Annotated in this window: 22 protein-coding genes; 17 read left to right on the forward strand and 5 right to left on the reverse strand. The window is 37.0% G+C overall.

The window, feature by feature from the left end:
- Nucleotides 1-17: 17 nt before the first annotated feature.
- A complete protein-coding gene (locus DEU40_RS19945) occupies nucleotides 18-974 on the forward strand; it encodes an acetyl-CoA carboxylase carboxyltransferase subunit alpha (RefSeq protein ID WP_110011474.1) in 957 nt (318 codons plus the stop codon).
- Nucleotides 975-1034: 60 nt separating this feature from the next.
- Here DEU40_RS19945 and DEU40_RS19950 read toward each other — a convergent pair whose 3' ends face one another.
- Nucleotides 1035-1799: a DUF6759 domain-containing protein gene (locus DEU40_RS19950; RefSeq protein WP_110011475.1), complete on the reverse strand. Its 765-nt coding sequence runs from the start codon at nucleotides 1797-1799 to the stop codon at nucleotides 1035-1037.
- Between the two features lie 143 nt (nucleotides 1800-1942).
- Between DEU40_RS19950 and tsf the strand changes: the two genes are divergently transcribed.
- The 8 genes from tsf to DEU40_RS19990 all read left to right on the forward strand — a co-directional run bounded on the left by tsf (nucleotide 1943) and on the right by DEU40_RS19990 (nucleotide 13391).
- The gene (gene tsf / locus DEU40_RS19955) at nucleotides 1943-2767 is read left to right on the forward strand and encodes a translation elongation factor Ts (protein WP_110011476.1); all 825 of its coding nucleotides are present in this window, start codon (nucleotides 1943-1945) and stop codon (nucleotides 2765-2767) included.
- 296 nt (nucleotides 2768-3063) lie between these two features.
- Complete coding sequence (locus DEU40_RS19960) at nucleotides 3064-5895, forward strand: gliding motility-associated C-terminal domain-containing protein (protein ID WP_110011477.1); 2832 nt, start codon at nucleotides 3064-3066, stop codon at nucleotides 5893-5895.
- A gap of 118 nt (nucleotides 5896-6013) precedes the next feature.
- Nucleotides 6014-9412, forward strand: coding sequence for a T9SS type B sorting domain-containing protein (locus tag DEU40_RS19965; RefSeq protein ID WP_181398009.1), 3399 nt, complete (start codon nucleotides 6014-6016; stop codon nucleotides 9410-9412).
- 203 nt (nucleotides 9413-9615) lie between these two features.
- A complete protein-coding gene (locus tag DEU40_RS19970; protein WP_110011478.1) occupies nucleotides 9616-10410 on the forward strand; it encodes a hypothetical protein in 795 nt (264 codons plus the stop codon).
- Nucleotides 10411-10694: 284 nt separating this feature from the next.
- On the forward strand, nucleotides 10695-11459 hold the full coding sequence (locus tag DEU40_RS19975) for a DUF6759 domain-containing protein (protein WP_110011479.1): 765 nt from the start codon (nucleotides 10695-10697) through the stop codon (nucleotides 11457-11459).
- Between the two features lie 96 nt (nucleotides 11460-11555).
- Nucleotides 11556-12233, forward strand: coding sequence for a tRNA (guanosine(46)-N7)-methyltransferase TrmB (gene trmB / locus DEU40_RS19980; protein ID WP_110011480.1), 678 nt, complete (start codon nucleotides 11556-11558; stop codon nucleotides 12231-12233).
- A gap of 15 nt (nucleotides 12234-12248) precedes the next feature.
- The gene (locus DEU40_RS19985; RefSeq protein WP_110011481.1) at nucleotides 12249-12941 is read left to right on the forward strand and encodes a DUF6759 domain-containing protein; all 693 of its coding nucleotides are present in this window, start codon (nucleotides 12249-12251) and stop codon (nucleotides 12939-12941) included.
- A gap of 6 nt (nucleotides 12942-12947) precedes the next feature.
- The gene (locus DEU40_RS19990; protein WP_110011482.1) at nucleotides 12948-13391 is read left to right on the forward strand and encodes a DUF6759 domain-containing protein; all 444 of its coding nucleotides are present in this window, start codon (nucleotides 12948-12950) and stop codon (nucleotides 13389-13391) included.
- 197 nt (nucleotides 13392-13588) lie between these two features.
- On the opposite strand, the gene rpsB is transcribed toward DEU40_RS19990, so the two are convergent.
- The 3 genes from rpsB to rplM form a co-directional block, all read right to left on the reverse strand.
- A complete protein-coding gene (gene rpsB, locus DEU40_RS19995) occupies nucleotides 13589-14350 on the reverse strand; it encodes a 30S ribosomal protein S2 (protein ID WP_002976219.1) in 762 nt (253 codons plus the stop codon).
- A 207-nt stretch (nucleotides 14351-14557) separates the two neighbouring features.
- A complete protein-coding gene (gene rpsI, locus DEU40_RS20000; protein WP_002976218.1) occupies nucleotides 14558-14944 on the reverse strand; it encodes a 30S ribosomal protein S9 in 387 nt (128 codons plus the stop codon).
- A 6-nt stretch (nucleotides 14945-14950) separates the two neighbouring features.
- Nucleotides 14951-15406: a 50S ribosomal protein L13 gene (gene rplM, locus DEU40_RS20005; protein WP_002976217.1), complete on the reverse strand. Its 456-nt coding sequence runs from the start codon at nucleotides 15404-15406 to the stop codon at nucleotides 14951-14953.
- 347 nt (nucleotides 15407-15753) lie between these two features.
- On the opposite strand from rplM, the gene DEU40_RS20010 reads away from it, so the two are divergent.
- Nucleotides 15754-16851 (forward strand): DUF3667 domain-containing protein, encoded by a 1098-nt coding sequence (locus DEU40_RS20010; RefSeq protein ID WP_110011483.1) that lies wholly within the window; start codon nucleotides 15754-15756, stop codon nucleotides 16849-16851.
- A gap of 42 nt (nucleotides 16852-16893) precedes the next feature.
- On the opposite strand, the gene DEU40_RS20015 is transcribed toward DEU40_RS20010, so the two are convergent.
- Nucleotides 16894-17226 (reverse strand): hypothetical protein, encoded by a 333-nt coding sequence (locus DEU40_RS20015; RefSeq protein WP_110011484.1) that lies wholly within the window; start codon nucleotides 17224-17226, stop codon nucleotides 16894-16896.
- Between the two features lie 202 nt (nucleotides 17227-17428).
- On the opposite strand from DEU40_RS20015, the gene DEU40_RS20020 reads away from it, so the two are divergent.
- The 7 genes from DEU40_RS20020 to DEU40_RS20050 all read left to right on the forward strand — a co-directional run bounded on the left by DEU40_RS20020 (nucleotide 17429) and on the right by DEU40_RS20050 (nucleotide 25673).
- Nucleotides 17429-17827, forward strand: a complete 399-nt coding sequence (locus DEU40_RS20020; RefSeq protein WP_047435683.1) for a hypothetical protein — start codon at nucleotides 17429-17431, stop codon at nucleotides 17825-17827.
- Nucleotides 17824-19071: a hypothetical protein gene (locus tag DEU40_RS20025; protein WP_110011485.1), complete on the forward strand. Its 1248-nt coding sequence runs from the start codon at nucleotides 17824-17826 to the stop codon at nucleotides 19069-19071. The genes DEU40_RS20020 and DEU40_RS20025 overlap by 4 nt, the downstream gene beginning before the upstream one ends.
- 260 nt (nucleotides 19072-19331) lie before the next feature.
- On the forward strand, nucleotides 19332-22679 hold the full coding sequence (locus tag DEU40_RS20030; RefSeq protein ID WP_110011486.1) for a methylmalonyl-CoA mutase family protein: 3348 nt from the start codon (nucleotides 19332-19334) through the stop codon (nucleotides 22677-22679).
- A 165-nt stretch (nucleotides 22680-22844) separates the two neighbouring features.
- Nucleotides 22845-23045 carry a hypothetical protein gene (locus DEU40_RS20035; protein WP_110011487.1) on the forward strand — a complete coding sequence of 67 codons (201 nt, stop codon included), beginning with the start codon at nucleotides 22845-22847 and terminating at the stop codon, nucleotides 23043-23045.
- A gap of 38 nt (nucleotides 23046-23083) precedes the next feature.
- Nucleotides 23084-23794 (forward strand): diphthine--ammonia ligase, encoded by a 711-nt coding sequence (locus DEU40_RS20040; RefSeq protein WP_110011488.1) that lies wholly within the window; start codon nucleotides 23084-23086, stop codon nucleotides 23792-23794.
- A 212-nt stretch (nucleotides 23795-24006) separates the two neighbouring features.
- Nucleotides 24007-25119, forward strand: coding sequence for a serine hydrolase domain-containing protein (locus DEU40_RS20045; RefSeq protein ID WP_110011489.1), 1113 nt, complete (start codon nucleotides 24007-24009; stop codon nucleotides 25117-25119).
- Nucleotides 25120-25148: 29 nt separating this feature from the next.
- Complete coding sequence (locus DEU40_RS20050) at nucleotides 25149-25673, forward strand: 2'-5' RNA ligase family protein (RefSeq protein ID WP_110011490.1); 525 nt, start codon at nucleotides 25149-25151, stop codon at nucleotides 25671-25673.
- The last annotated feature ends 28 nt before the right edge of the window (nucleotides 25674-25701 follow it).

A 25701-nucleotide genomic window follows, 5' to 3' on the forward strand; every position in this document is an offset into this window, starting at 1 on the left:
TTAATTTACTTCAAGAAATGGAATATTTAAGTTTCGAACTTCCTATCAAAGAATTGATGGATCAATACCAGACGTGTTCTTTAGTAGGAGAAGAAAGTGGTGTTGATGTAAAATTAGCATGCAGCCAGATTGAGGATAAGATTTTAGAAAAGAAAAAAGAAATCTATGGAAATCTTACACCTTGGCAAAGAGTACAACTGTCCCGTCATCCGGATCGTCCTTATACATTGGATTATATTAACGGAATGGCAGACAAGGGCAGTTTCTTAGAACTTCATGGAGACAGAAATTTCGCTGATGATCCGGCAATGATTGGAGGATTGATTACCCTTGATGGTCATAAAGTAATGATCATAGGGACTCAAAAAGGAAGAACGACCAAAGAAAGACAGCACAGAAGATTTGGGATGCCAAATCCGGAAGGATACAGAAAAGCTTTAAGATTAATGAAGCTTGCTGAAAAGTTCAATATCCCTGTGGTAACTTTAGTAGATACACCGGGAGCTTATCCGGGGCTGGAAGCTGAAGAAAGAGGACAAGGTGAAGCTATTGCAAGAAATATTTTTGAAATGGTTCAGCTGAAAACTCCAATCTTCACGTACATCATCGGAGAAGGTGCCAGTGGCGGAGCATTGGGAATAGGTGTAGGAAATAAGGTATATATGTTGGAGAACACATGGTATACAGTAATTGCACCGGAAAGCTGCTCTTCTATCTTATGGAGAAACTGGGATCACAAAGAAGATGCAGCCAATGCATTGAATCTTACTCCGGCAGATGCCTTAAGAGAAAAGTTCATCGATGGTATCATTGAGGAACCGCTTGGAGGCGCTCATTATGATCAGGAAACAACCTATCTGAATCTGAAAAATTCAATTTTACAAAATATCAAAGCTTTTTCCAAATTTACAGGACAGGAGCTTGAAACCCAGAGACAGGACAAGTTCATTGCAATGGGTCAGTTTAAAGGATAAAAAATAAAAAAAGGTTAAGAATTTTTTCTTAACCTTTTTTCTTTAGTTTTCTTCTGTTTTCTATTCTGCAACATTCAGTGCAATTTCAATATCCTGGCTGATTTTCTTTAAGGAAGAATATTTGGCATCACAAACCATTGTGGTCAGCACGTACTCTCCTTTATCTACCAGAATAAAATTTTCTCCTTTGGCAGGTACACTGAGATTATAATATTTTTTACCACTTATCTTTACAATAAGATTGCAGGTAGATCTGTTTTTAATATTGATATATGCTTCGTTTTTATTAATATCATTATTAAAAAGGTGGGTAAGCATTGCTGCTGTTCTTTTATTTTCTTCACTGGGTCCTGCTTTAGAAGTACCGGCACTTTTTGCAGAACTTACTGATGCAAAGGTAGTTGTTCTTCTTTCTTCTTTTAAAGCTTCTATAGCAGCTGCTGTATTATTAGAGACAGGTTTTCCATTAGCAGTATATGTTTTTTTTGCGGCCATCGTCTTTCCGCTGTTCAATTCATTATTTTTAACGATATTTTCAATTTTTTCTTTGCTGATAGGTTTTATGGTAGGTTTTGCTTCCGGAGAATTCCCTGCCATGATAATATCAATCAGCTTTCTTTTAAAATAGTCTGTTTTAGCATGTCCGGGATTCTGCTTCAAAAAGCCGGCAATTACCCTTGCCTCTTTTGAGATCTCGGCTTCCTGTTCGGTATAGATGATTACCGTTTCTTTTTCAACAACCGCTTTAGATTTTGTTTTTTTCTTTTTTTGAGAAAAACCTAGTGCAAAAATGCATATAAATAGAAGGAAGAAGATTTTTTTCATTAATCAAACCTTTAAAATAGTATTAAATATATTAATAACGTGAAAAGTCATTTTTTAGTTTATCATTAAAATCATTATCTTTGCACTGCTCTAAAATTAAGCTAAAAATTAATACTAATCTTAAATAAAAAATAATAGATATTATGTCTTATACACCAGTTGCTGCAGATGTAGCTAAATTAAGAAACCAAACAGGTGCAGGTATGATGGACTGCAAGAAAGCTCTAGTTGAAGCTGAAGGAGACTTCGAAAAAGCGGTAGATATCCTTAGAAAAAAAGGACAAAAAGTTGCTGCTAACAGAGCAGACAGAGAGTCTACTGAAGGGGCAGTAATCGCAAGAGTAAACGAAGACAACACTTTAGGTGCTGTAATTTCTTTAAATTGTGAGACTGACTTCGTTGCTAAAAACGAAGCATTCGTTGAGCTAGCTTACGAATTAGCTGAAATGGCAATCTTCGCTGCTACTAAAGAAGAGCTTTTAGCTACAGATTTCCACGGAATTACTGTTGCTGAGAAATTAGTTGAGCAAACAGGAGTTATCGGTGAGAAAATTGAGATCGGATCTTTCGAAAGAATCCAGGGAGCTTTCTTAGGAGCTTACATCCACGCTGGAAACAAAATTGCTGCAATCACTTCTCTATCTGCAAAAGTAGACGGAGCTGAAGAAGCTGCTAAAGCTGTTTCTATGCAGGTTGCTGCAATGAACCCAATCGCTCTTGACGAAACTGCTGTTTCTCAGGAAACTATCGACAGAGAGTTGGAAATCGAAAGACACAAACTTACTGAAGAAGGTAAGCCTGCTAACATTATCGACAACATTCTGAAAGGTAAAATGCAGAGATTCTACAAAGACAACACTTTGGTACACCAGGATTTCATTAAAGACGGAAGTATCTCAGTTGCTGATTATGTAAAATCTGTAAACGCTGACTTAAAAGTAACAGGATTTGTAAGAGTAAGCCTATAAGCTGACTTTTTCAAGAAATATATGATCCCGGTGAATTTCACCGGGATTTTTTATTAACATTATTTATACCTATCTGTACAATAAACATTTAAAAAAATTAACAAATATAAATAATTCACCTACTAAAGAACTAACTAACGATAATCAAAAAGATTAAGCCCAACAGCTATTACCAGTTTCATACCCAAGAAGGCTTTTATTTAAAAATAGAAGGCTTTTATTTAACATTTATTTAAATTTTATTAAAAGTATTTCATTTTTTATTTTATTTTTGTAGAAATCCTAATTCCATACTCATGAAAAGATTTCTACTCAGTTTGGTATTAATTTTTTTGACAATTAATACACTCTTTGCACAAAGGGATACCGAGCACTGGATAGCTCCCTATTACGACAGTGTTGGCGGCAACAGCTATGTCAACATGCTCTATCTTTCCACAGACTCTCCAACTCCCGTTGATGTAACCATTTACAATTACAATGCTCCAGTAACCACCGTTACCATCAGTAAAGGTAATCCGCAGACTTACAAAGTTACCAATAGTCTTATTTCTGCTACCACTACTACTGATGCATTTGTTGTGGGTAATAAGGGACTGTATTTAAAAGCAGCCAAGCCTTTTTACTGCAGCTTAAGACTGGCTCAGAGTGTTCACGGGGAAGTAATAACCAGTAAAGGTAAAGCCGGAATTGGAAAAACATTTTTCGTGGCTGCCGCTCCCAACACCAATACCAGCAGTATTCAGAATTTTACAGCAGGTGTACTTGCAACCGAAGACAATACCAATGTAACCGTATCATGGAATCCAACTGCAGGAGTTGTTTTTATTAATGGAAGCCCCACTGGAAATACTCAGACTTTTACTTTACAAAAAGGACAATCTTTCATTCTTGCAGGATCCGGCTCTCAGTCCGGAAATAAAACAGGCTTTATCGGTGCCAAAATTGTTTCTGATAAGCCGGTAACACTGACCAATGGAAGCTGTAATGCCAACTTCTCTGCTTCAACAACCGGAAGTGATCCGGTTCTTGACCAATCAGTTCCGGTTGACAGACTTGGGAATACTTTTGCCATGGTAAAAACAAGATCTACTCAACCTTCATTAAACATGGAAGGAGGCCTTATTGTGGCTACCGAAGATAATACTGAAGTATATTTAAACGGCGGAGGTACTGCTGTTGCAACACTTGCTGCCGGAGAATGGTATAGAATTAATGAAACCAGCTATGTTGCTCAGGGTACATCAGGGCATTCCAACATGTTCATTTCCACCACCAAAAATGTATATTTATACCAGTTTATCGGAGTATTGCAAAGTGATGCTACCAATGGATTCAACTATATCCCGCCATTAAACTGTTTCCTTCCAAGAAAAATTGATGAAATCGGGAAGATTAATGAAATGCCTCTTGGCGTGGGAGGAGCCAGCTCTACTCCCAGTGATCTGGTAGTAAAATTGAACATTCTAACAGAGGCTGGTGCTACTGTAATGTTGAATGACGCGCCTCTTCTCCCTGAAGCTGGTCCTTATCCCCTTGCAGGAAATGCCAACTGGGTAACGTATGCCATCAACAGTGTAACCGGAAATATTAAGATTACGTCTACAAAAGCTGTAACAGCAGGTATCAACGGAGGATATAGCTCTGCAGGATATGGAGGTTACTTTGCAGGATTCTCATCAATCCCTGTTATTGCAAAAAAGACAGGTGAATGTGTTCCGGGAATCGTTCTTGAAGTAGATGATGGATATGAAACCTACCAGTGGTTCCGTGACGGGGTGGCTATCCCAGGTGCTACCAGTTATACGTATACTCCTACACAATCTGGAAATTATACCGTAAAAGTAACCATGGGAACATGTCCTCCTGTGACGACTCCTATTTATAAAGTACAAAATTGTTTAAAAGAAACCACACAGGCTCTTAATGCTTGTTCTACTAAAATTATTACCCCGACGTTTACTTCTTCCACTCAGACTGTGGTTCCAAGTACAGTAGTAATTTTGACTCCTCCTACCAAAGGAACAGCCGTGGTTAATCCAAACGGAACGATCACTTATACACCTAATCCCGGATATCTGGGACCAGACAAAATCGTTTATAAATTCTGCGGAAACTCAGTTGAGTTTACAGATTGCGAACAGGTAACCTTAAACCTTACTGTAGTACCATTCATTGTAACGGATACTTCTATTAAGGCTTGCTGGTATGATGTAGATCCTTATGCTTATTTTGACCTTACCAAAGCAAAGGTAACAGATTATAATGCTGTTACAAAAAAATATTACCGTACAATGAATGACCTTACTGCAGGTATCAATGCAATTACAACACCAGAAAATTTCCCTTCAACAGGAGGATTTGTATATGTGAAAGTAACTACTGCTGAAGGATGTACGGCAAATGCCAAAATTGAATTAATTGTACTTCCAATTAAAAAGTCTCCGGTCCTTGTAGATCAGTACATCTGTATGGATGCTAAAACTAACCTGGATGCTGGTCCTGGATATGATTCATATCTATGGAGCACAGGAGCTACCACATCAGGTATCAGAGATATAGGTGTTGGGGAATACACCGTAATCCTTGGTAAGAACGGATGCTTCCTTACCCAGACTGTAAAAGTTAAAAAAGTGGAAGATCCGGTAATCCAAACTATTGAGATCAATAATAATACAGCTACTGTCATTGTAAGCGGTGGTAAAGCACCTTTCAAATATGCGGTTGATGGAACTGCTAACTGGCAGGATTCAAATACCTTCACAGGTTTAACAAGAGGTCAGCACACGTTCTATGTAAAAGATTTTTATGACTGTACGCCTATTGCTGTAGAAGTCACAATTCCTAATCTGCTCAATGCAATTACCCCTAACGGAGATAATGTAAATGATTATATAGATTACAGCGAACTGGCTTATAAGGAAAATCTGAGCTTTGTAGTGTATGACAGATACGGAAACATGGTGTTTACCGGAAACCGATTCAACAACTACAGATGGGATGGAAAACATTTTGATAAAAAGCTGGGAACAGGAACATACTGGTACCATATCAGCTGGAATGAATCCAACAAAGAAAAGACTCCAATAAAATATACAGGTTGGATTCTTGTTAAAAACAGAGAGTAATAATTAGTTTAAAACTATATTGAATAAGCCGCGATCAAACAATCGTGGCTTATTTTTATTATATTTCCAAGTAATCAACGCTTTTTATTATTAAATTTGCTATAAATACTAATACTGAATGAAGAAAATTCTATCTTTTTTATTTATATTTTACATTTTCAACTCTGTTTTTGCCCAACTGGACAGGGAACATTGGTTTGCTCCGATGGTAGACAGAACTGGCGCCCCGAATCCTAATCAGAAACTGTATTTATCTACCAGCAGAACGACTCCTTTCCCGGTAAGCATTTACAATAATAATGTTTTGATTGGTACAGTAACAATCAGTAAGAGCAATCCACAGAAATTTGATGTTTTAAGAAATTATATTATTACCACACAGCAGACAGATTTGTTTACTCCTACGACAAAAGGGCTGTACCTTAAAGCAGAATTTCCTTTTTATGCCAACTTAAGATTCTCAGTATTTAATCATGCTGAAATCATTACTTCAAAAGGGATCCCCTCTACAGGACAAAAATTTTATGCAGCTTCCGCTCCCATCACAGTAAGCAATCCTATCTTGAATTTTATGACAAGTGTATTGGCAACTGAAGATAATACATCCGTTACAATTTCCGGATACAGCCCTACCGTTCAATTTTCAAACGGGACGACCGGAGCAACTAATCCAACAATCACTTTCACTTTAAATAAAGGACAATCTTATATTATTGATGGGATTGGGAATATAGCATCAAACTTTGACAGTTTCATTGGTTCAAAAATTACGTCAAACAAACCCATCAATGTTACCAACGGAAATTTTAACGGACAATACGCAGGAAATTTCCCTTCCAGTTCAGATATTTTAATGGATCAGGCAGTACCTGTCGACAGACTTGGAAATGAATTCGCACTCGTAAAAGGTAATGGTCCCATTGACTCCCATATGGAAGGAGCTATTGTTATTGCTACCGAAGACAATACACAGATTTTTGTCAATAATGAAATTCCACCTTTAGCAACCATCAATGCCGGAAAATACTTTGTAATCCCAGATTCAAAGTATATCCTTCAGGGAAACGGACATTACAATTTGTATCTCAAAACATCAAAAAATGCTTATGTGTACCAAATTTTAGCAGGAGACTCCAATATAGGAAATGAAACAGCCACCGGTGGATTTAATTATATCCCTGCTTTGAACTGTTATCTACCGAAGCAAATCAATGAACTTGGCCTTATCAACGAAAATTTTGTTCATTCCAATGGTAATCCCGGAGGGATTCTAAATATTCCAACAAAGTTAAATCTTATCACAGAAAGAGGAGCTACCATTACAGTGAACGGAGCAAATCCACCTGCAATAACCGGCCCATACAATATGACTGGTACAACCAATTGGGTTACCTATGGTATTCCCAATGTAACAGGTACCATTACAGTGGTTTCAGATAAAGCAATTATGGCTGGAATTACTGCCGGAAGTGATGCTGTAGGGTACGGAGGATTTTTTGCCGGCTTTCCTACACAACCTGTAATTCTGCAATCTGGAGGTGGCTGTATTCCGGGGATGGTTCTAACGGTAGATCCTTTAATCTATGATACCTACCAATGGTACAGAAACGGGATTATCGTCCCCGGAGCGACCACATCATCAATCACCCCTACACTACCAGGGTATTATACATGCTCAGTAACAATGGGAAGTTGTGCTCCTTTAGTTACCCAACAGTTTAAAGTCCTGAACTGTACAAAACTAAGTACTAAAACCTACGATGTATGTACCTCGCTGACCATAAGCCCAACATTAAGCAGCTCTACACAAACAACTGCGCCTAATACAGTAGCGATTACAACAGCTCCTACACTGGGAACCACAACAATAAATGCAACAACAGGAGTTATTACTTATACTGTAAATACGCCTGGAACATCCGGAACAGATACATTCACTTATACATTCTGCGGCAATGATCCTGATTTCCCGGATTGTGAAACAGTTACGGTTACCATCAATATCCAGGCTCTTACGGTAATGAATGCAACATTATTTGCCTGTGATATCAATGGGCAGGGAACCTTCAACCTGACGACAGCAAATGTCACCACCAATTCCCCGGTTACCTTTACTTATTATCCTACCATGTTGGATGCCCAGAATGAAAATGCAGCAGCTTTGATTAGCAATACAACAGCTTACAATGCACCCAACGGTACCATTGTATATGCCGTCGTAAAAAACAATATCGGATGTAAAAGTATCGCACAAATCACATTATCCCTCTTCAATAAAGCGATTGTACTGGATAACTACAATGGTGTTTTCTGTGATGATAATCTGGACGGAACAGTTACAGTCACACTTTCCAATATAACCCCAATTGTACTTAACAATCCGAATTACTTTACTAATGTAAGATACTATGCCAGTCTTGCAGATGCCAACGCAGGAAACAACAATACCCTTCCAAACAACTGGAGCTATACAGCAACCACTATCATTTACATCAGAGTAGAATCTCCTGACGGGTGTGCTTCTGTGATCAAGCCTTTACAGTTCAGTATTGGAGCTAAAGTAACATTGATTACCAAAACGGTTAAGGAAAATGTTTGTGATGATGATCTGGATGGAATAAAAAGTGTGAACTTAGCGCAGTTTATTCCTCTGTTTACCCTGGATCCCAATGTAACTTACACCTTTCATGCAACTTTAGCAGATGCCCAGAATAATGTGAATGCAGTTTCATCCCCGGTTAATATTTCAACTTCACAAACCTACTATATCCGTTTCGAAAAAAATGGAGTCTGCCCGGAAGTAGGCACTCTTAAAATCAACATTAAAGTTCCTAAAAAATCGGATGTATTACAAGATAAGGCTATGTGCCCTAAAACTACTACTACACTGGATGCTGGACCTGGTTTTGAAAGGTATTTGTGGAGTACAGGGGCAACAACTCCTTCCATCACCAATGTAGCACCGGGAAGTTATTGGGTAGAACTCACTTTCAATGGCTGTGTATACAAGCAATATGTAAATGTTACGGAACTGCCGCTGCCTATAATAACCGCTATTGAAATTGATGGAACAACTGTAAAAGTTGGGGCAAGCGGCGGTACACCTCCTTATGAATATTCTTTAGATGGGGTGGTATGGCAGAGTTCCAATATTTTCTACAATGTACCAAGAGGAGCACACAATGTGTTTGTAAGAGACTCTAAAATGTGTGAAGATGTTAAAAAACCATTTGCCATTATTAATCTGATCAATACCATTACTCCGAATGGAGACGGCGTTAATGAAGTAATAGACTATTCTGCCTTAATGAATAATGACAATCTCGTATTCCGGATCTTTGACCGATATGGTGCAGAAGTCTTCAGAGGTACTCCTGAAAACAGATACATCTGGGACGGAAGAGTGGGCGGCAGATATGTTCCTACCGCAAATTACTGGTACTTTATCACCTGGACTGAATATGGCTCCAGCCTGATGATAAAATACACGAGCTGGCTGCTGGTAAAACACAGATAAAACACAAACACGGAAGAAAGAGCACCTGAAATTTCAGTAATTCTTTCTTCCGGTTTTTTTTATCGAAATCTCCCATTTTTAACTATATGACAAGTTTCTAACACTCCTTAACAATTAAATCCCAAAGTTTAATATAACTTTAACCACTATTCTTCATCTAATTACACAGAATTGCTTTATTTCTATGTAATTTTGCGCATTATATGAAGAAACTGTTTACTCTACTGCTATTGGTTTTTCTGGCAAAAATTAATGCACAAATATATTCCGGGGAGGTATTTCTGAGAGACAACTCTATTTTATATCTCAATCAGGTGTATGTCACCAACCTGAACACACAGAAAACCGTTCTCACGGATTACAATGGTAATTTTAATATTCCTGCCAATATCGGGGACGTGATCCGGTTTACCTCTATTGTGACCGAAAGAAAAGACATCAAGCTGACTCCTCAATCTATGGAGCAGAAAAATCTGGTTGAGCTCAAAATCGCGTATTACGAAATTCAGGAAATCGTTCTCAGCAGGTTTAAACCTACCGGAAATCTGCGGTATGATGTAAACTCTTTAAGAAAAGAAGACAAAGCATACGCTCTAAAAAAAGTAATTGGTCTTCCTGAACCAAAAGGTGACGGAACACCTCCGGAACTTCCTGTTGCCGGACTCCGGGATGGTGGGCTTACCTTCAGCCTTGAAAGCATCTATGATATTCTTTCCGGAGAAAGAAAGAAAAAACAGCGTTATCAAGCTTATGAAAGAATGAACAGCTCTATAGCACAGATTAAAAATTATCTGGGTAAAGATTATTTCACAAAATTTAAAATACCGGAAAACTTAATTGATAACTTTCTTCAGTTTGTGTATTCCTCAGAAAATATTCAGGCTTATGTTTTGGCGGGTAACTTTGAAGCAATAAAAGTCCCTATTGAAAAATATCTTCCTATTTATCAGAAAAGATTAAGAAGCTCACATCTTCAGGAAGTTGTAGGCAGCAATTAATAAAAGAATCATTTGAAATATTTTATACCTCATGTACGTTACATGGGGTATTTTTTGTTGAATGGCTGAAAAACAGCAATGATGCTTCATTAGAGCAGCTACACTATGAATTATTCAACTTTTAGAACATATTATTCTTCAATATTCAAAAATATGTTTAATTTTATCTCACAAACAAGTGTTTAAAATAAAAACACTGGTATTTCGTTATCCAAATAAAAACTAACCGATCCGTGAAAGCAAATTAAAAGAGAAACACCAAATTTCTAACTTAATATGAATTAATGAAAAAAGTACTTTTACTTCTTTGTTGTATGTTTTTCGTTACTATGTCTTCTCAAAAAAAAGGGAAAGACTACAGTGATATTTTGAAAAGTAAGAATATTTACGAGATCAATGCTTTTTTACGGGATGCCCATCCTGATGATCCCCGAAGGTCCGTTCTTAAACCAAGGGTCATGGAAATGATGAAAGAGTATATCAAAAATGCACATCCTGCTGATCAAAAAGTAAAAGATATGCAGGAAATGCTTGCTATGCTACGGAGAAGACCTTCTACCAAAATTACTTTTGATGAAATGAATGCCATCATCAAACAAAAACAGATTGCAAAATATAAAGCTGAGCTTGCGGCAAAACAATCTACTACAGTGTATACACCCAGCACTGCTCAAAATACATATGTTGTAAATGCTGCTGCCAATACTGCCGTTCCCAATACTGAAGCAGAAGAATTCAACATGCTGATGGCTGTATCTCCTGTAGAACATAAAAACAGAACTGTAAAGATCCTGAATTCCTTATTTGATAATGATCCCAATACTAAAGAATGTATCGTTTTGATACAAAATAAATCAGACTGTAATATCATTGTAAGAATGGAAGGTGTAGGAACTACCAAATACAGGCTGGCAGTTCCTGCTCAGGGTGAAGGTTCCATTGTGATAGATAAAGGGCAATATCTTTTCACCAGCCTGGTTTGCGGGGCTCAATATGCGTCGCAAAAAACAATTGAAAGGCCAATTATGGTGGCTTTAGGAAGCCATTAACAGAAACCAGGAACGAATGATCTCTATGTCTTTTACTACCAAAAGACATAGAGACTCCATAAATTTTCACTATTTTTGCACTCATTTTATAACTCAATGGGCAAGAATAAATTAGCAAGATTTGCAGAAAACAAAATATTACCGAATGTCATTCAACCAACAAGAGAAGATGCTTTGAATGGTTTCGAACTTAAAGGAAAATGGAGAGAAAATTTCTTTAAAAATGACAATCCTATTGTACTGGAGCTGGGCTGCGGAAAAGGAGAATATTCTGTAGGACTCGCAAAAACATTTCCTGAAAAAAACTTTATCGGGGTTGATATTAAAGGGGCAAGATTTTGGTTTGGCGCTAAAGAAGCTGTAGAAAACAACATGACTAATGTAGCTTTTCTGAGAACTCAGATCGAACTTGTAGATTATTTCTTTGCAGAAAATGAAGTAGATGAAATCTGGATTACATTCCCTGATCCACAGATTAAATACAAAAGAACAAAACACAGATTAACACATCCGGATTTTTTAAACCGATATAAAAAGTTTCTGAAGCCAGGAGGTATCATCCACCTGAAAACCGATTCAGAATTCCTGCATGGGTATACGCTGGGATATTTACAGGGAGCAGGTTATGAGATCATTTCTGCTCATCATGATATCTATGGTGCCCCGGAATACGACCCAAATACGGAGCATTTGAGAGATATCAAAACGTATTATGAAGAGTTATTCTCAGCGAAAGGGAAAACTATAACTTACATCAAATTCCGGATAAGCTGATGAAATAAAAACCTGATGAAAAAAAATTTTTTAACGATTTTATTCTTCACATTTCTTATTCCCGGCTTTACACAGGCTCAGAAAAGCAGTAAAGATATTCTAAAAAGCACGAATATTAAAGAAATTGAAGAATACCTAAAGAATGCACACCCTGATGATCCCAAAAGAACTGTGCTGAAGCCTAAGCTTATTGCTTTAAAAAACTCTGAATGGACAAAGGGAGCCCGTACTGCCAAACCTATGGAAGCAAGGCCTGTTATCTCTGATATCCCTAAAAGCATTATGAGAAACCCTAATTCAGATGATGCTGAAGAGTTTAAAAAACTTATCGCAGAGACTTCTGCTGAACATAAGGAGAAAACAGTGAAGCTTCTGAATGCAATGTTCAATGAAGATATTACACGCAAGGAGGCTATACTCTTATTTAAAAATAATTCTGATTGTAATATTGTATTGAGAGTTGAGGGAAAAGACTTCTATAACCTCGCTGTTCCTGCCCACGGAGAAAATTTTATTGTGATCAATAAAGGTTCATACACGCTCAGCAGTAATATCTGTGATATAAAATATTTCTCCCAGAAAGATATTAAAAAAAGTATATTTGTAACGGTGGACAGCCCAAAAATGTCCGAAACGCAAGCCACTGCAATCAAAAAGGATGAGGTTCAGAAAAACAGGCCATCAAACAAAAGAAAAATCAAAAAATAAAATAGTATGAAAAAACTATTAGTTTTTGCCGGAGTTTCAATAATCTTTGCCGGTTGTAATGTAAATTACGGCGGTTATCCGGGAAGAACCTCCTATCCTTATCCTGCCGGTAATTCAACAGGCAACAGAGCCAATACAGAAAGAGAATATAATGAACTTATAAAGACCTACAAACCGGAAACAGCTGAAGTTCTGAACGACCTTCTGAATAATGATGATCCGAAGAATCCCAGGACTTCTATTTCTGTAGAAAACAAATCTCCATGCAATATGGTGCTTACGGTAAGCGGGGGTAATTTCTTCAAGAAAATCCCCATTGGTGCAGGGAAAATTGGATACACTATGGTTCCTAAAAATCAAAATTACAGACTATCGGGTATTCTTTGCAACTCGGTATACCAGTCTACAAAGTTTATCACAACTTCTTATTCTATAAAACTTTCAAATTAAGATATGACCTGCAGAATTCTGCAGGTTTTTATTTTAATGAATGTTCTGACCCTTTATTAAGGTCTGCAGAAACCAATAGACTTAAGCATAGAAAAACATAAAATCAAAAATAAGAATCCAAAGAAATGATTTCTGATATAAATAAAAAACGCTGGATCGAAATCCAGCGTTTTTCCTATATTAAAGAAAATCTTCAATTATTCTGCATCGAAATCAGCATCTGTATCAGCAGATACTTTTTCTCCTTCTTCTTTAGATTTTTCTTTATCAGCTTTTCTTTGAGACTGACCTTCTTTGATAGATTCAGAAACTACGCTAAGGATCATATCAATAGACTTAGAAGCATCATCGTTTCCTGGGATAACGAAGTCAACTTTTCTAGGGTCAGAGTTTGTATCAACGATACCGAAAACTGGAATACCTAGTTTCTTAGCTTCAGTTACCGCGATGTGTTCTCTCAAGATATCAACTACAAATACAGCAGATGGAAGTCTCACCATGTCAGCGATAGAACCTAAGTTCTTCTCAAGGTTAGCTCTTTGTCTGTCAACTTGTAATCTTTCTTTTTTAGATAAAGTTTCGAATGTACCGTCTTTTTTCATTTTGTCGATAGCATTCATCTTCTTTACAGCCTTTCTGATAGTAACGAAGTTCGTTAACATACCACCTGGCCATCTTTCTGTAATATAAGGCATATTAAGTTCAGAAGCGTGTTTTGCAACTACTTCTTTCGCTTGCTTCTTAGTAGCTACGAAAAGAACTTTTTTACCTGCAGAAGTTAATTTTTCTAAAGCGTTGCAAGCTTCATCCAATTTAACTGCTGTTTTATGTAAGTCTACAATGTGAATACCGTTTTTCTCCATAAAAATGTATGGAGCCATATTTGGATTCCACTTTCTGGTCATGTGACCGAAGTGTACGCCAGCCTCTAAAAGGTCTTTTACATTTGCTTTTGCCATGTTTTCTGTTTTTGTTAGTTTACTTTCCGTCTTTTAAACAATCAACAACTTCTTTAGATGGGAGAAGCGTTTGGATGCTAAACGTAACGGGCAATTGGCGGTCTGCTTTTTGCTTTTGGCAATGGGCTTTTCGCCGAGATTAAGTTTAAAAAAAATTTAATACATTCCTGTAGCCAATAGCCATAAGCCATCTGCCAACGAGAAATCTTAACGTTTTGAGAATTGGAATCTCTTTCTTGCTTTTTTCTGACCTGGCTTCTTTCTTTCCACCATTCTTGCGTCTCTTGTAAGTAAACCAGCTGGCTTCAATGCTAATCTGAACTCAGCGTTGATTTCGCATAAAGCTCTAGAAATACCTAATCTGATAGCTTCTGCCTGACCTGTATTACCACCACCGAATACGTTTACGGTAACGTCATACTGACCAACAGTCTCAGAAAGGATAAACGGTTGGTTTAATTTGTAAACCATCACGTCTGTAGAGAAATATTCTTTAGCATCTTTACCGTTTACTGTAATAACACCAGAACCTGGTTTTACATAAACTCTAGCTACAGAAGTTTTTCTTCTTCCGATTTTGTGAACTATAGACATAATTAATTATTTAAATTCGTTAACATTAATTGTTTTTGGCTGTTGAGCTTCATGTTTGTGCTCAGTTCCTTCATATAAGTAAAGGTTCTTAAGGATAGCAGCTCCTAATCTGTTTTTAGGTAACATACCTTTTACAGATTTCTCTAATACCTTTAAAGAATCTTTCTTCTGAAGTTCAGCCGCAGTCATAGACTTCTGTCCACCAGGATATCCTGTATGCCAGATATAAGTCTTATCAGCCCACTTGTTTCCGGAAAGTGTAATTTTCCCAGCATTCAAAACGATTACGTTATCACCACAATCTACGTGAGGTGTGTAGTTCGTTTTGTGCTTACCTCTCAAAATCTTTGCAACCGTAGAAGCTAATCTACCTAACGGCTGTCCTTCAGCGTCTACCACAACCCATTCTTTATTAGCAGTAGCTTTGTTCGCTGAAACAGTTTTGTAACTTAATGTATTCACACGTTTTAGTTAAAGATTAAACATAATTTACCCCTAAAAGGGTGTGCAAAGGTACAAATTATTTTTGTAACCCAAAAACATATTTTATTTAATCTATATAATCCATGTGTTATACCCCTCTATCAATAGATTTTAACATTATTTACAATTTGGCATAAAACTTGCGAACTTATGAGCCGGTGAAAAAAACACTTCGAAGATTCTAAAAACACAATGAAACAGCAAAGAGTTTATTCCCTCAACTCTTTCTTTTTATTAAATTTACTTTAAAGATTTCCGTAAAACACCTGGATATAATTATAATATCATTGAAATAATTATATTTGCGTTAATCATATTCTATATCCATGAGTCACGGAAAACTAAGAGAAGACAAAACCTGCCTGAACTGCGGGCATCAGGTTGAAGAAAGGTACTGCCCTCACTGCGGACAGGAAAATACTGAAAGACGGCAGCCCTTTTATTTTCTTTTTACCCATTTCATTGAAGATTTCACGCATTATGACGGTCAGTTCTGGGGAACTGTAAAAAACCTGTTATTTAAGCCTGGTAAACTGACTAATACTTATCTTGAAGGGAAAAGACAGAAGTTTGTACCCCCTGTAAAGCTTTATATTTTTGTCAGTTTCATTACATTTTTTGTGTTTGCCCTTTTTCCTATGGTTAATATTGGTTCTTCGAAAGAGAGAAATACCGGAGAAAATGGCAAGACGAATCTTCTGAAAGTCATGAAGCCTGTTGAAAAACAAAAGCTGATAGACAGTATAAAAGCAAAAAAACATCTGAATGGGGAAGACTCTCTTGCCATTGAAGGACTGAAAGCAGTTCCCGACTCTTCTGAAATAGAAGATATCATTGACATGGACAAAAAGATAGATCCGGATGTCAGTTTTGGTGAATACAAAACCCGAAAGGCTTATGATTCGGCTAAAGCCAAAAATCCGTCATCTCTTACTTTTATTGAAGCCCCAATTGTTCACAAATTCTTTGAACTTAAAGAAAAAGGGGTGAAGAAAAAGGAGATTATGGCCGGTATGGTAGAAAAGTCTTTTCACAATCTTCCCAAAGCACTTTTTATCTACCTTCCACTGTTCGCATTCTTTTTATGGGTTTTCCATAGCAAGAAAAAATGGTGGTATTTTGATCACGGAATTTTCACGCTGCATTACTTCTCATTTTTACTACTCACCATCTTACTCATTTTCTTACTCTCCAAATTAGCAGGTCTCACAGACCTCTGGCCGGTTAATACCATTTTGTATTTAGCAATATCACTCCTGTCATTGTACACGATGGCCTATTTCTTTATTGCCCACCGGCGCGTATATCGTGCTCATGGTCTGGTAAGCATTATTGTCGGGATGATATTATTCACCATTAACTTTATTGCCTTCATGTTTTTACTGCTGGGTCTTGCCCTGATCAGTTTCATGATGATTCATTAATAAAAAAAAAGAGACTGTCGTATCGGACAGCCTCTTTTTTATTTATTTTCTCAGTGACTTTGTTGCCCTGAAACTTGCGATGACATAATAGGCCACAAATACCATGGAAAACTTCAGTATAGATGGAATAGCCAGTTCAAGTTTAAAAATTAAAGTACCTGCCCCAACCAGTATAGCCATCACTACAAAAGATAGCCCCAGCTTTTTAGCCAATGTGAAATCCGGAGTATCCAAATAATAAGCAATACCCCAGGCAGCACCAAAAGCAACGGCATAATATAACTCCAAACCGATGTTTTCTGAACTTAAAAAGAAATAATTAATCAGGAAGCTTACTACAGTTCCCAATGCGAAATATATCAACGCTTTTTGCATGTCTGTAAAAATATGCTGCAAAAATAGAAAATTTAATTGTGGCGCAGAATCATTGGAACTATTTAATTATTGGATAAAAGACTGCTTTTATATTTTAAAGCAATACAAAATCACCCAAAAAGGTAATTGAATACCAATATTACAAATTATACATTTGAAATAGAATTAAGAGCTGAATCCACAAACCCAAAAGTCAACAGACATGAAAAAAATCCCTCAAAAAACAGTAAAAATCACTCACTTTAAAGAAAATAATGTTGAAGTGAATGTAATCATCAGTGCCAACACACAATTTGGCGACCCTCATTTTATCATTAATGGAAAGAGAATAGATGATAATAATTTAAATGACGATAAATTCTCTTTCACCATTCCAAAAGCAGATTTAGCATCAGATCATTTACTTTTCGCAACTTCTTTCAATATTAATATGCAGGTAAATCATCTGCAGATTTTAATCAATACATGCAGGATAAAGTTTGAATTTCCTCAGATTCCTTCCAGGAATTTTCATTTCAATCCTTTTGAAGGTAAAACCACTGATGATTTATCCGGTAAGTTTATCTATGGTGTTTATAAATACATAAAAGTTGAGCTATGAAAAAGATAGTACTACTAGCAGCGCTGATGTTAAATATAACATTATCGTTTGCTCAAAGCAAAGAAATCAGTGCAGAGTTAAATAAACTCGAGCTTTCCAATGCACCAAGTGTAATGCTTCTCGGCTTGGCAAGTTCTGATCTGGAGACCCCGAAATCAAAAAAGGCTTTTATGTCCAGTATTGTCAATTCATTCAGCGAAAATGAAGGTCTTCCCAACGCCTATGCTGTAGAACTTACTCCCACTCATTTATTTCCCTTGACAGAAATGGATGCATTGAAGTATGCCGGCATTAAAACGATCAAAAACGCTGACCATACAGAAGAGTATAGAAATAATATTTTCAGTGAAGCCAAAAACGTTTCCGTCTCATTTGCCTTTCTGAGAAATTATAAAATTGAAGATCTTAATACGGAAAATCCCTCGGTCTCTTTTTCTTTGAGAACCACTGTGTTTAAAGTAAGGAATAAAAAAAATATAGAGGCTATTGCGGCTTCAAATAATAATATTTCCAGAGAATTAACCGATATTCAAAGAGAATTTGAACAATCACCCAAGTTCATGGATATTATGAAATCCGATATAAGTCAAAGCGAAAAGGAAGAAAAACTTTCAAAGGCACAAGATGACTTTGTCACAGATTACTATAAAACCGAAACTGAAAAATATAAAAAGTACCTGGACGAAAAACCTGCTTTTCAGCTGGATGTCGCTTCTGCCTACAGTACTTTCTTTTTAGACAATCAGTTTAAGAATAATCAATTCGGGAAATTAGGATTCTGGATGACCATGAGTTCCGGGATCAATCTGGAAAGAACAAAAACTCCACAGAAAAAAGAAGATCAAAACAATGAAAAATCAAAAGTAATCATCAAAGAAGCCTCCACCACAGATGCTTCAAAAATTGAGAAAAGATTAAATTTCTATGCCGTTGCGAGATACATGCAGGATAAAACGGTTTATGATGCTGCCAGCGGATTCAGCAGGACTGATAATTATGATTTCGGTGGAAAAATAGAGCTTGTATACAACAGATTCTCTATTGGTTATGAGTTCATCTACAGAAGCAGCGATTTGGATGACACCTACCGTTCCAATGGAGTCATCAACTATAAAGTGTCTGACAGTGTGTATATCAATGCTGCCTTTGGAAAAAATTATGGTGACAAGAATAATCTTATTACATTTTTAGGATTAAACTGGGGGCTGGACAGCAAAAGAAAAACACTTTTTTCAGAAAAATAATAATACAGATCATTTTTTATGAAATAAAGACTAAACTTCATGACACAAAAGAAAAAATGTCAGCGGGTTATTATCTGCTGACATTTATATTTTTACAGAATAGTGTAGTAATCTGTAAAATACAGACCTAGCCTCTAACAAAGTATTTCGAACTTAAAAAACAATCATCATAAACGTTTAAAAATCAGAATTTTATCCTACAATACGAGGTTTTTATTTTATTGCTATATTTGAGAACTTAGAAACTGTCTAGAATTTTTATGGAAACCCAAAAATATACTCCAACCAACAAGGTAAGAATCGTAACTGCTGCCTCATTATTTGATGGGCACGATGCTGCGATCAATATTATGCGTCGTGTCATTCAGGGAACAGGATGCGAAGTGATCCACCTGGGACACGATAAATCAGCAGAGGAAGTTGTAAATACAGCCATCCAGGAAGATGCCAATGCTATTGCATTAACTTCATATCAGGGAGGTCACAATGAATATTTCAAATATATCTATGACCTTTTGAGAGAAAAAAACTCACCGCAGATCAAAATTTTTGGCGGCGGAGGCGGTGTAATCCTTCCGGAAGAAATCAAAGACCTTATGTCTTATGGTATCGACAGAATTTATTCTCCGGATGACGGCCGTGAGCTTGGGCTTCAGGGAATGATTGATGACCTGGTACAACGATCAGATTTTGCAACAGGAAAAGATGTTACAGCAAAAGATCTTGATGATATCAGCTTTGAAAACCCTTCAAGCATTGCACAAATTATCTCAGCCGTTGAAAACTTTTCAGAGGAAAAACCTGAGCTTGTAAAAGCTATTGACGAAAAGTCTAAAGACCTGACTATTCCAATCATTGGTATTACAGGTACCGGAGGAGCAGGTAAATCTTCATTAACGGATGAACTGGTAAGGCGTTTCTTACGTTCCAATACAGACAAAAAAATCGCTATTATTTCCATTGACCCTTCGAAAAAGAAAACCGGAGGTGCTTTATTGGGAGACAGAATCCGTATGAATGCAATCAATGATCCAAGAGTTTATATGCGTTCTATGGCAACCAGAGAAAACAACGTTTCTGTTTCTCCATTTATTCATTCTGCACTGAATGTATTAAAACTGGCTCATCCGGATGTCATCATCCTTGAAACTTCGGGAATCGGGCAGTCTGGTTCAGAAGTTTCTGATTTCGCAGATGTTTCCATGTATGTAATGACTCCTGAATATGGAGCATCTACTCAGCTGGAAAAAATCGACATGTTAGACTATGCGGATCTGGTAGCATTGAATAAATCTGACAAACGTGGAGCACTGGATGCTCTTCAGGCCGTAAGAAAACAGTTCCAGAGAAACCATTTGCTATGGGAAAGCCCATTAGATGATATGCCGGTGTATGCTACCAAGGCGTCTCAGTTTAATGATCATGGAACAACAGAATTATACAACAGATTAATTTCAAAAGTAAACGATAAATTCTCCGGATTGAATCTAAAAACTTTTGTAGAACAGGAAGTGACAGAAGAAGTAACGATTATTCCTCCAAAAAGAGTCCGTTACCTTTCTGAAATTGTTGAAAACAATAAACAATACGACATCAATATTGAGAAACAGGCTGAACTGGCCAGAAAAATGTATCATATTGAAGGCGTAAAAAATATCATTTCCAATGATATTCTGGATGCTGAATACCAAAAGGCGGAAAAAGAGCTGCAACAAGAAAATATCGATTTCCTGAAGACCTGGGATGATACAAAAAAAGCATTCCATGCAGAGTTTTATTCTTATTTCGTAAGAGGAAAAGAAATTAAAGTTGAAACTTCTACTGAGTCTTTATCTCACCTGAGAATTCCTAAAATTGCATTACCAAAATACAATGACTGGGGTGATCTGATCAGATGGAAAGGCCAGGAAAACCTTCCGGGAAGCTTCCCTTACACGGCAGGTATTTATCCGTTCAAGAGAACCGGTGAAGATCCTACAAGGATGTTTGCAGGAGAAGGAGGCCCTGAAAGAACCAACAGAAGATTCCATTATGTTTCTGCAGAAATGCCTGCAAAACGTTTATCTACTGCATTTGACTCTGTAACCTTATATGGCCAGGATCCTGCTTTACCACCGGATATTTATGGTAAAATCGGGAATGCGGGAGTTTCTATTGCAACACTGGATGATGCTAAGAAATTATATTCCGGATTTGATCTTGTCAACGCACTAACTTCGGTTTCAATGACGATCAACGGTCCTGCACCGATGCTGTTGGCCTTCTTTATGAATGCTGCCATCGATCAGAATGTTGAAAAATATATCAAAGAAAACGGTTTAGAGTCTAAAGTAGAAGCTAAGCTTAAGGAAAAATTTGACGATAAAGGGTTAGAAAGACCTAAATATAACGGTGAACTTCCTCCATCCAACAATGGTTTGGGATTACAGCTTTTAGGATTAACCGGTGATGAAGTGATTCCTGCTGATATATACGCAGAAATTAAAGCTAAAACAATTGCTACGGTTCGTGGTACTGTTCAGGCGGACATCTTAAAAGAAGACCAGGCACAGAACACCTGTATTTTCTCTACAGAATTTGCCTTAAGATTAATGGGTGATGTTCAGGAATATTTCATCAGAGAAAAAGTAAGAAACTTCTACTCTGTTTCTATTTCGGGATACCATATTGCTGAAGCTGGAGCCAATCCGGTTTCCCAATTAGCATTTACACTGGCTAACGGGTTCACTTATGTTGAATATTATTTAAGCCGTGGAATGGATATCAATGATTTTGCACCGAACTTATCTTTCTTCTTCTCCAACGGTATCGATCCTGAATACTCAGTAATCGGACGTGTAGCAAGAAGAATCTGGGCAAAAGCGATGAAATTAAAATACGGAGCAGACGAAAGAAGCCAGATGTTGAAATACCACATCCAGACTTCGGGACGTTCACTGCACGCTCAGGAAATTGATTTCAACGATATCAGAACCACGCTTCAGGCACTGTATGCGATCTACGATAACTGTAATTCACTTCATACCAATGCTTATGATGAAGCGATCACTACTCCTACCGAGCAGTCTGTAAGAAGAGCGATGGCAATCCAGTTAATCATCAATAAAGAATTAGGATTGGCTAAAAACGAGAATCCGCTTCAGGGATCATTCATCATTGAAGAATTAACGGATCTTGTAGAGGAAGCTGTATATACGGAATTCGACAGAATCACAGAAAGAGGCGGTGTTCTCGGAGCGATGGAAACGATGTATCAGCGTTCAAAAATCCAGGAAGAATCTATGCATTACGAATGGCTGAAGCATACCGGTGAATATCCTATTATCGGAGTGAATACCTTCTTAGGAAAAGATGGTTCACCAACCGTTCTACCGGGAGAAGTTATCCGTTCTACGGAAGAGGAGAAACAGGCACAGATTGAGTCTCTTCACAACTTCCAGCAGGCCAATGAAAATAAGTCTGAGGAAGCTTTAAGAAAACTTCAGCATGCAGCCATCAACCAGCAAAACTTATTTGAGGTGATGATGGATGCTGTGAAGTACTGTTCTTTAGGACAAATTACCAACGCTTTATTTGAAGTAGGCGGTAAATACAGAAGAAATATGTAAGGCTATACAGCAAACATTTTTATAAATCAAACCTCAAAGGATTTCTTTGAGGTTTTTATTTTTAATGTGAAAAAATGCTAATTTTTGATAAGCAGATTGATAATGTTTGTTAAAAATTAAAAATAAACTATCTTGACCCTATATATTTGTCATCAAAAAATTCGAATGAAAACATGTATTAAAATTATTTCGGTGTTTGGTCTTTTTGTGGTATTAAGTTCTTGTAAAACTACTCCTGTGGAAAATGCTCACAAAAGCGATATGGCTAGAAATGCTGAAGAATTACAAAAAAGAGAACAGACAGAAAAGGAAAAGCTTGATATTACAAGCCCCCAAAATAACTACGGAAAGCCCGTTTCAAAATAAGAAAATCTCCCTACTTTTGGGAGATTTTTATTTTTACAATGAAACCAAAAGCATTATTCAACTGGAGCAGCGGAAAAGATTCTTCCCTTGCTCTTTATAAAATACTAAAGGAGGATCAATATGAGATTTCTACACTGCTTACCAGCATCAATCAGGAGTTTCAAAGGATTTCTATGCATGGAGTTCATGTATCGCTTTTAGAAAAACAGGCAGAAAGCCTTGGGATTCCTTTGATCAAAATGGAACTTCCCAAAGAACCATCCATGGAAGAATACCAACAGATCATGAGTAAGACAATGACTGAAATTCAGGCTCAGGGCATTACCCATGCCATTTTCGGAGATATTTTTCTGGAAGACCTGCGAAAATACAGGGAAGACCAATTAAATGCTATCGGTATGAAAGCCTTATTTCCCCTATGGAAACAAGATACAACTGACCTCATCCGTGAATTTTTAGATCTTGGCTTTAAAACGATTGTAACGTGTGTGAACGGATCTTTTCTTGATAAAAGCTTCGCCGGAAGGATTATTGATCAGCAATTCATTGATGACCTTCCTGAAAATGTAGATCCGTGCGGAGAAAACGGAGAGTTTCATACCTTTACTTTTGATGGACCTATTTTCAAAAATCCTGTTGAATTTAAAATCGGGGAAACCGTCAAAAAGACTTATCCTAAGCCTAAAACAAGTCCTGAAGAAGAAGACGGAGAATATGTTTTCTGGTTCAGTGACCTGATATTAAGATAAACCTGTGAGCTTCCGTCCACAGGTTTTTTCAATATATTTTTTTTCTCAGCAATTCCCTTATTCATAACATTGAAATATTCCACAAAAGCTGATTAAATCTATATAAAGTTGTTCCAGCAGCCTGTCCTAGCACGCAATTTGCTTCTCTTAATGCTCTTCAGGATATTTTAGTATCTTTAAGAGTATAATCATCATTTAAAAATACAACACCTGTGATCAAAAATTTATTATTCCTGTCTTTTTTCTGTTTTTTATTTTCCTGTACAACAACTGAGGGTCCAAAAATTACCCCGGTTGATAAAAAAGCAATTATAGATTCCACCATCTCGGCTTTTCAGAAAACACTTTTGGAACAACAGATTGATTCTGCTTTTAAAAAGTATCATTTCAATGGGAGCATTGCCGTTTTTAAAGACACCATTCCTCTTTACAGAAGAGAAAACGGATATTCTGATTTTAAGAAGAAAACTAAAATTGACAGCAATACCATTTTTGCGATAGGATCTGTGAGCAAACAATTTACCGCTGTTTTGATCTTACTTCAGATGGAGCAGGGAAAACTGAATGTGACAGATAAGGCTTCAAAATACCTGAAGGAATTTCAGATCAAGGAATATGAAAACATTACGATTCACCAACTCTTAAACCATACTTCGGGATTAAATCTGATGGGTGGAAAGCTGATGTTTAAAAGCGGATCAGATTTCTATTACTCCAACGATGGTTTTAATGCACTTGGAAAAATTGTGGAAAAAGTCTCGGGAAAATCCTATCATGAAAATGCATTGGAACTTTTTAAAAGAACAGGGATGACTCACTCCTCAACAGGAGACATTTTCAAAGGAAATAACTTTGCCAATGCTTATGTTGGGACACCTTCCAAGTTCTCAGAAGTTCCCAATATGCCGAAAAGATTAGGCGGATCAGAAATCGGAACACCTGCCGGAGGAATACTGTCTACCATTGAAGATCTTCATTTGTGGAATAATGCTCTGTACAGCGGGAAAATTCTAAAACCCGAAACGTTGAAGCTCTTCATGGCCAAAAGTGCGGAAAGACACCATGCTATCTTTGGGAAAATGGGTTATGCTTACGGAATTATGCTTAACATCGGCCAGCCCAATTCCTATTTCCACAGTGGTTATGTAAAAGGTTCTCCTTCTTTAAATATTTATTATCCGGAGACCAGAACTTCCGTAATCATTCTTTCTAATATTGCTGATGAAGAAAGAGGAAAGGGAGCGATCTTCAGACCTCATATTGAAGTAAAAAAGATCACTGATCATCTTGAGAATACGCTTACACAGCTCAGGATAAAACATTAATTCCCGGAAGTAAAAAAAAAAATTGCCGTATGAAAAAAATGTATTTCATTGCAGTTTATCCGCCGCAGGAGATTATTGAGGAAATAAAAGTCTTTAAAAAAGATCTGGCAACCAATTATGCCAATTCCAAGGCTTTGAAAAATGAAGCACATATTACACTCTTCCCTCCCTTTTCAAGAGAAATTGAGCTGGAGGAGGATATTCATATTGCTTTTCAGAAGATCAATACTGAAATTATACCTTTTGAAGTAGAACTGGATGGTTTTGGAAGCTTTCCCAATCCTAAAAATCCTGTCCTCTATATTCAGCCCAAAGAAAGTAGTCAATTAACAGAACTTTATCATAGGGTAAAAGAGCGTTTTAATTTCGCAAAGTATTCGTTTAATCCGCATATGACTATAGGATACAGAGATCTGACCTGGGAAAATTATCTTAAAGCCTGGGAAAAATATGAAAACATGGAATACAAAACTAAATTCTTAGTAGATAAAATAATACTTCTTCGCCATGACGGACGGTGGGTACCCATAACAGAGAAAAAACTGGAAAAATAAAACCGGCTCCCAGAGCCGGTTTCATGTA

The sequence above is a fragment of the Chryseobacterium sp. AG844 genome (assembly GCF_003182335.1).
Taxonomy (GTDB): Bacteria; Bacteroidota; Bacteroidia; order Flavobacteriales; family Weeksellaceae; genus Chryseobacterium; species Chryseobacterium cupriresistens.

Excerpts from the sequence above, each read along its gene's own strand:
- DEU40_RS19970 (WP_110011478.1), top strand. The coding sequence starts at position 9,616 with ATGAAGAAACTGTTTACTCTACTGCTATTGGTTTTTCTGGCAAAAATT.
- tsf (WP_110011476.1), top strand. The coding sequence starts at position 1,943 with ATGTCTTATACACCAGTTGCTGCAGATGTAGCTAAATTAAGAAACCAA.
- DEU40_RS19950 (WP_110011475.1), bottom strand. The coding sequence starts at position 1,799 with ATGAAAAAAATCTTCTTCCTTCTATTTATATGCATTTTTGCACTAGGT.
- DEU40_RS20025 (WP_110011485.1), top strand. The coding sequence starts at position 17,824 with ATGAAAAAGATAGTACTACTAGCAGCGCTGATGTTAAATATAACATTA.
- DEU40_RS19960 (WP_110011477.1), top strand. The coding sequence starts at position 3,064 with ATGAAAAGATTTCTACTCAGTTTGGTATTAATTTTTTTGACAATTAAT.
- DEU40_RS20030 (WP_110011486.1), top strand. The coding sequence starts at position 19,332 with ATGGAAACCCAAAAATATACTCCAACCAACAAGGTAAGAATCGTAACT.
- DEU40_RS20040 (WP_110011488.1), top strand. The coding sequence starts at position 23,084 with ATGAAACCAAAAGCATTATTCAACTGGAGCAGCGGAAAAGATTCTTCC.
- DEU40_RS19990 (WP_110011482.1), top strand. The coding sequence starts at position 12,948 with ATGAAAAAACTATTAGTTTTTGCCGGAGTTTCAATAATCTTTGCCGGT.
- DEU40_RS19965 (WP_181398009.1), top strand. The coding sequence starts at position 6,014 with ATGAAGAAAATTCTATCTTTTTTATTTATATTTTACATTTTCAACTCT.
- DEU40_RS20020 (WP_047435683.1), top strand. The coding sequence starts at position 17,429 with ATGAAAAAAATCCCTCAAAAAACAGTAAAAATCACTCACTTTAAAGAA.
- rpsI (WP_002976218.1), bottom strand. The coding sequence starts at position 14,944 with ATGTCTATAGTTCACAAAATCGGAAGAAGAAAAACTTCTGTAGCTAGA.
- DEU40_RS20010 (WP_110011483.1), top strand. The coding sequence starts at position 15,754 with ATGAGTCACGGAAAACTAAGAGAAGACAAAACCTGCCTGAACTGCGGG.
- DEU40_RS20035 (WP_110011487.1), top strand. The coding sequence starts at position 22,845 with ATGAAAACATGTATTAAAATTATTTCGGTGTTTGGTCTTTTTGTGGTA.
- DEU40_RS19945 (WP_110011474.1), top strand. The coding sequence starts at position 18 with ATGGAATATTTAAGTTTCGAACTTCCTATCAAAGAATTGATGGATCAA.
- DEU40_RS20015 (WP_110011484.1), bottom strand. The coding sequence starts at position 17,226 with ATGCAAAAAGCGTTGATATATTTCGCATTGGGAACTGTAGTAAGCTTC.
- DEU40_RS20050 (WP_110011490.1), top strand. The coding sequence starts at position 25,149 with ATGAAAAAAATGTATTTCATTGCAGTTTATCCGCCGCAGGAGATTATT.
- DEU40_RS19975 (WP_110011479.1), top strand. The coding sequence starts at position 10,695 with ATGAAAAAAGTACTTTTACTTCTTTGTTGTATGTTTTTCGTTACTATG.
- DEU40_RS19985 (WP_110011481.1), top strand. The coding sequence starts at position 12,249 with ATGAAAAAAAATTTTTTAACGATTTTATTCTTCACATTTCTTATTCCC.
- rpsB (WP_002976219.1), bottom strand. The coding sequence starts at position 14,350 with ATGGCAAAAGCAAATGTAAAAGACCTTTTAGAGGCTGGCGTACACTTC.
- trmB (WP_110011480.1), top strand. The coding sequence starts at position 11,556 with ATGGGCAAGAATAAATTAGCAAGATTTGCAGAAAACAAAATATTACCG.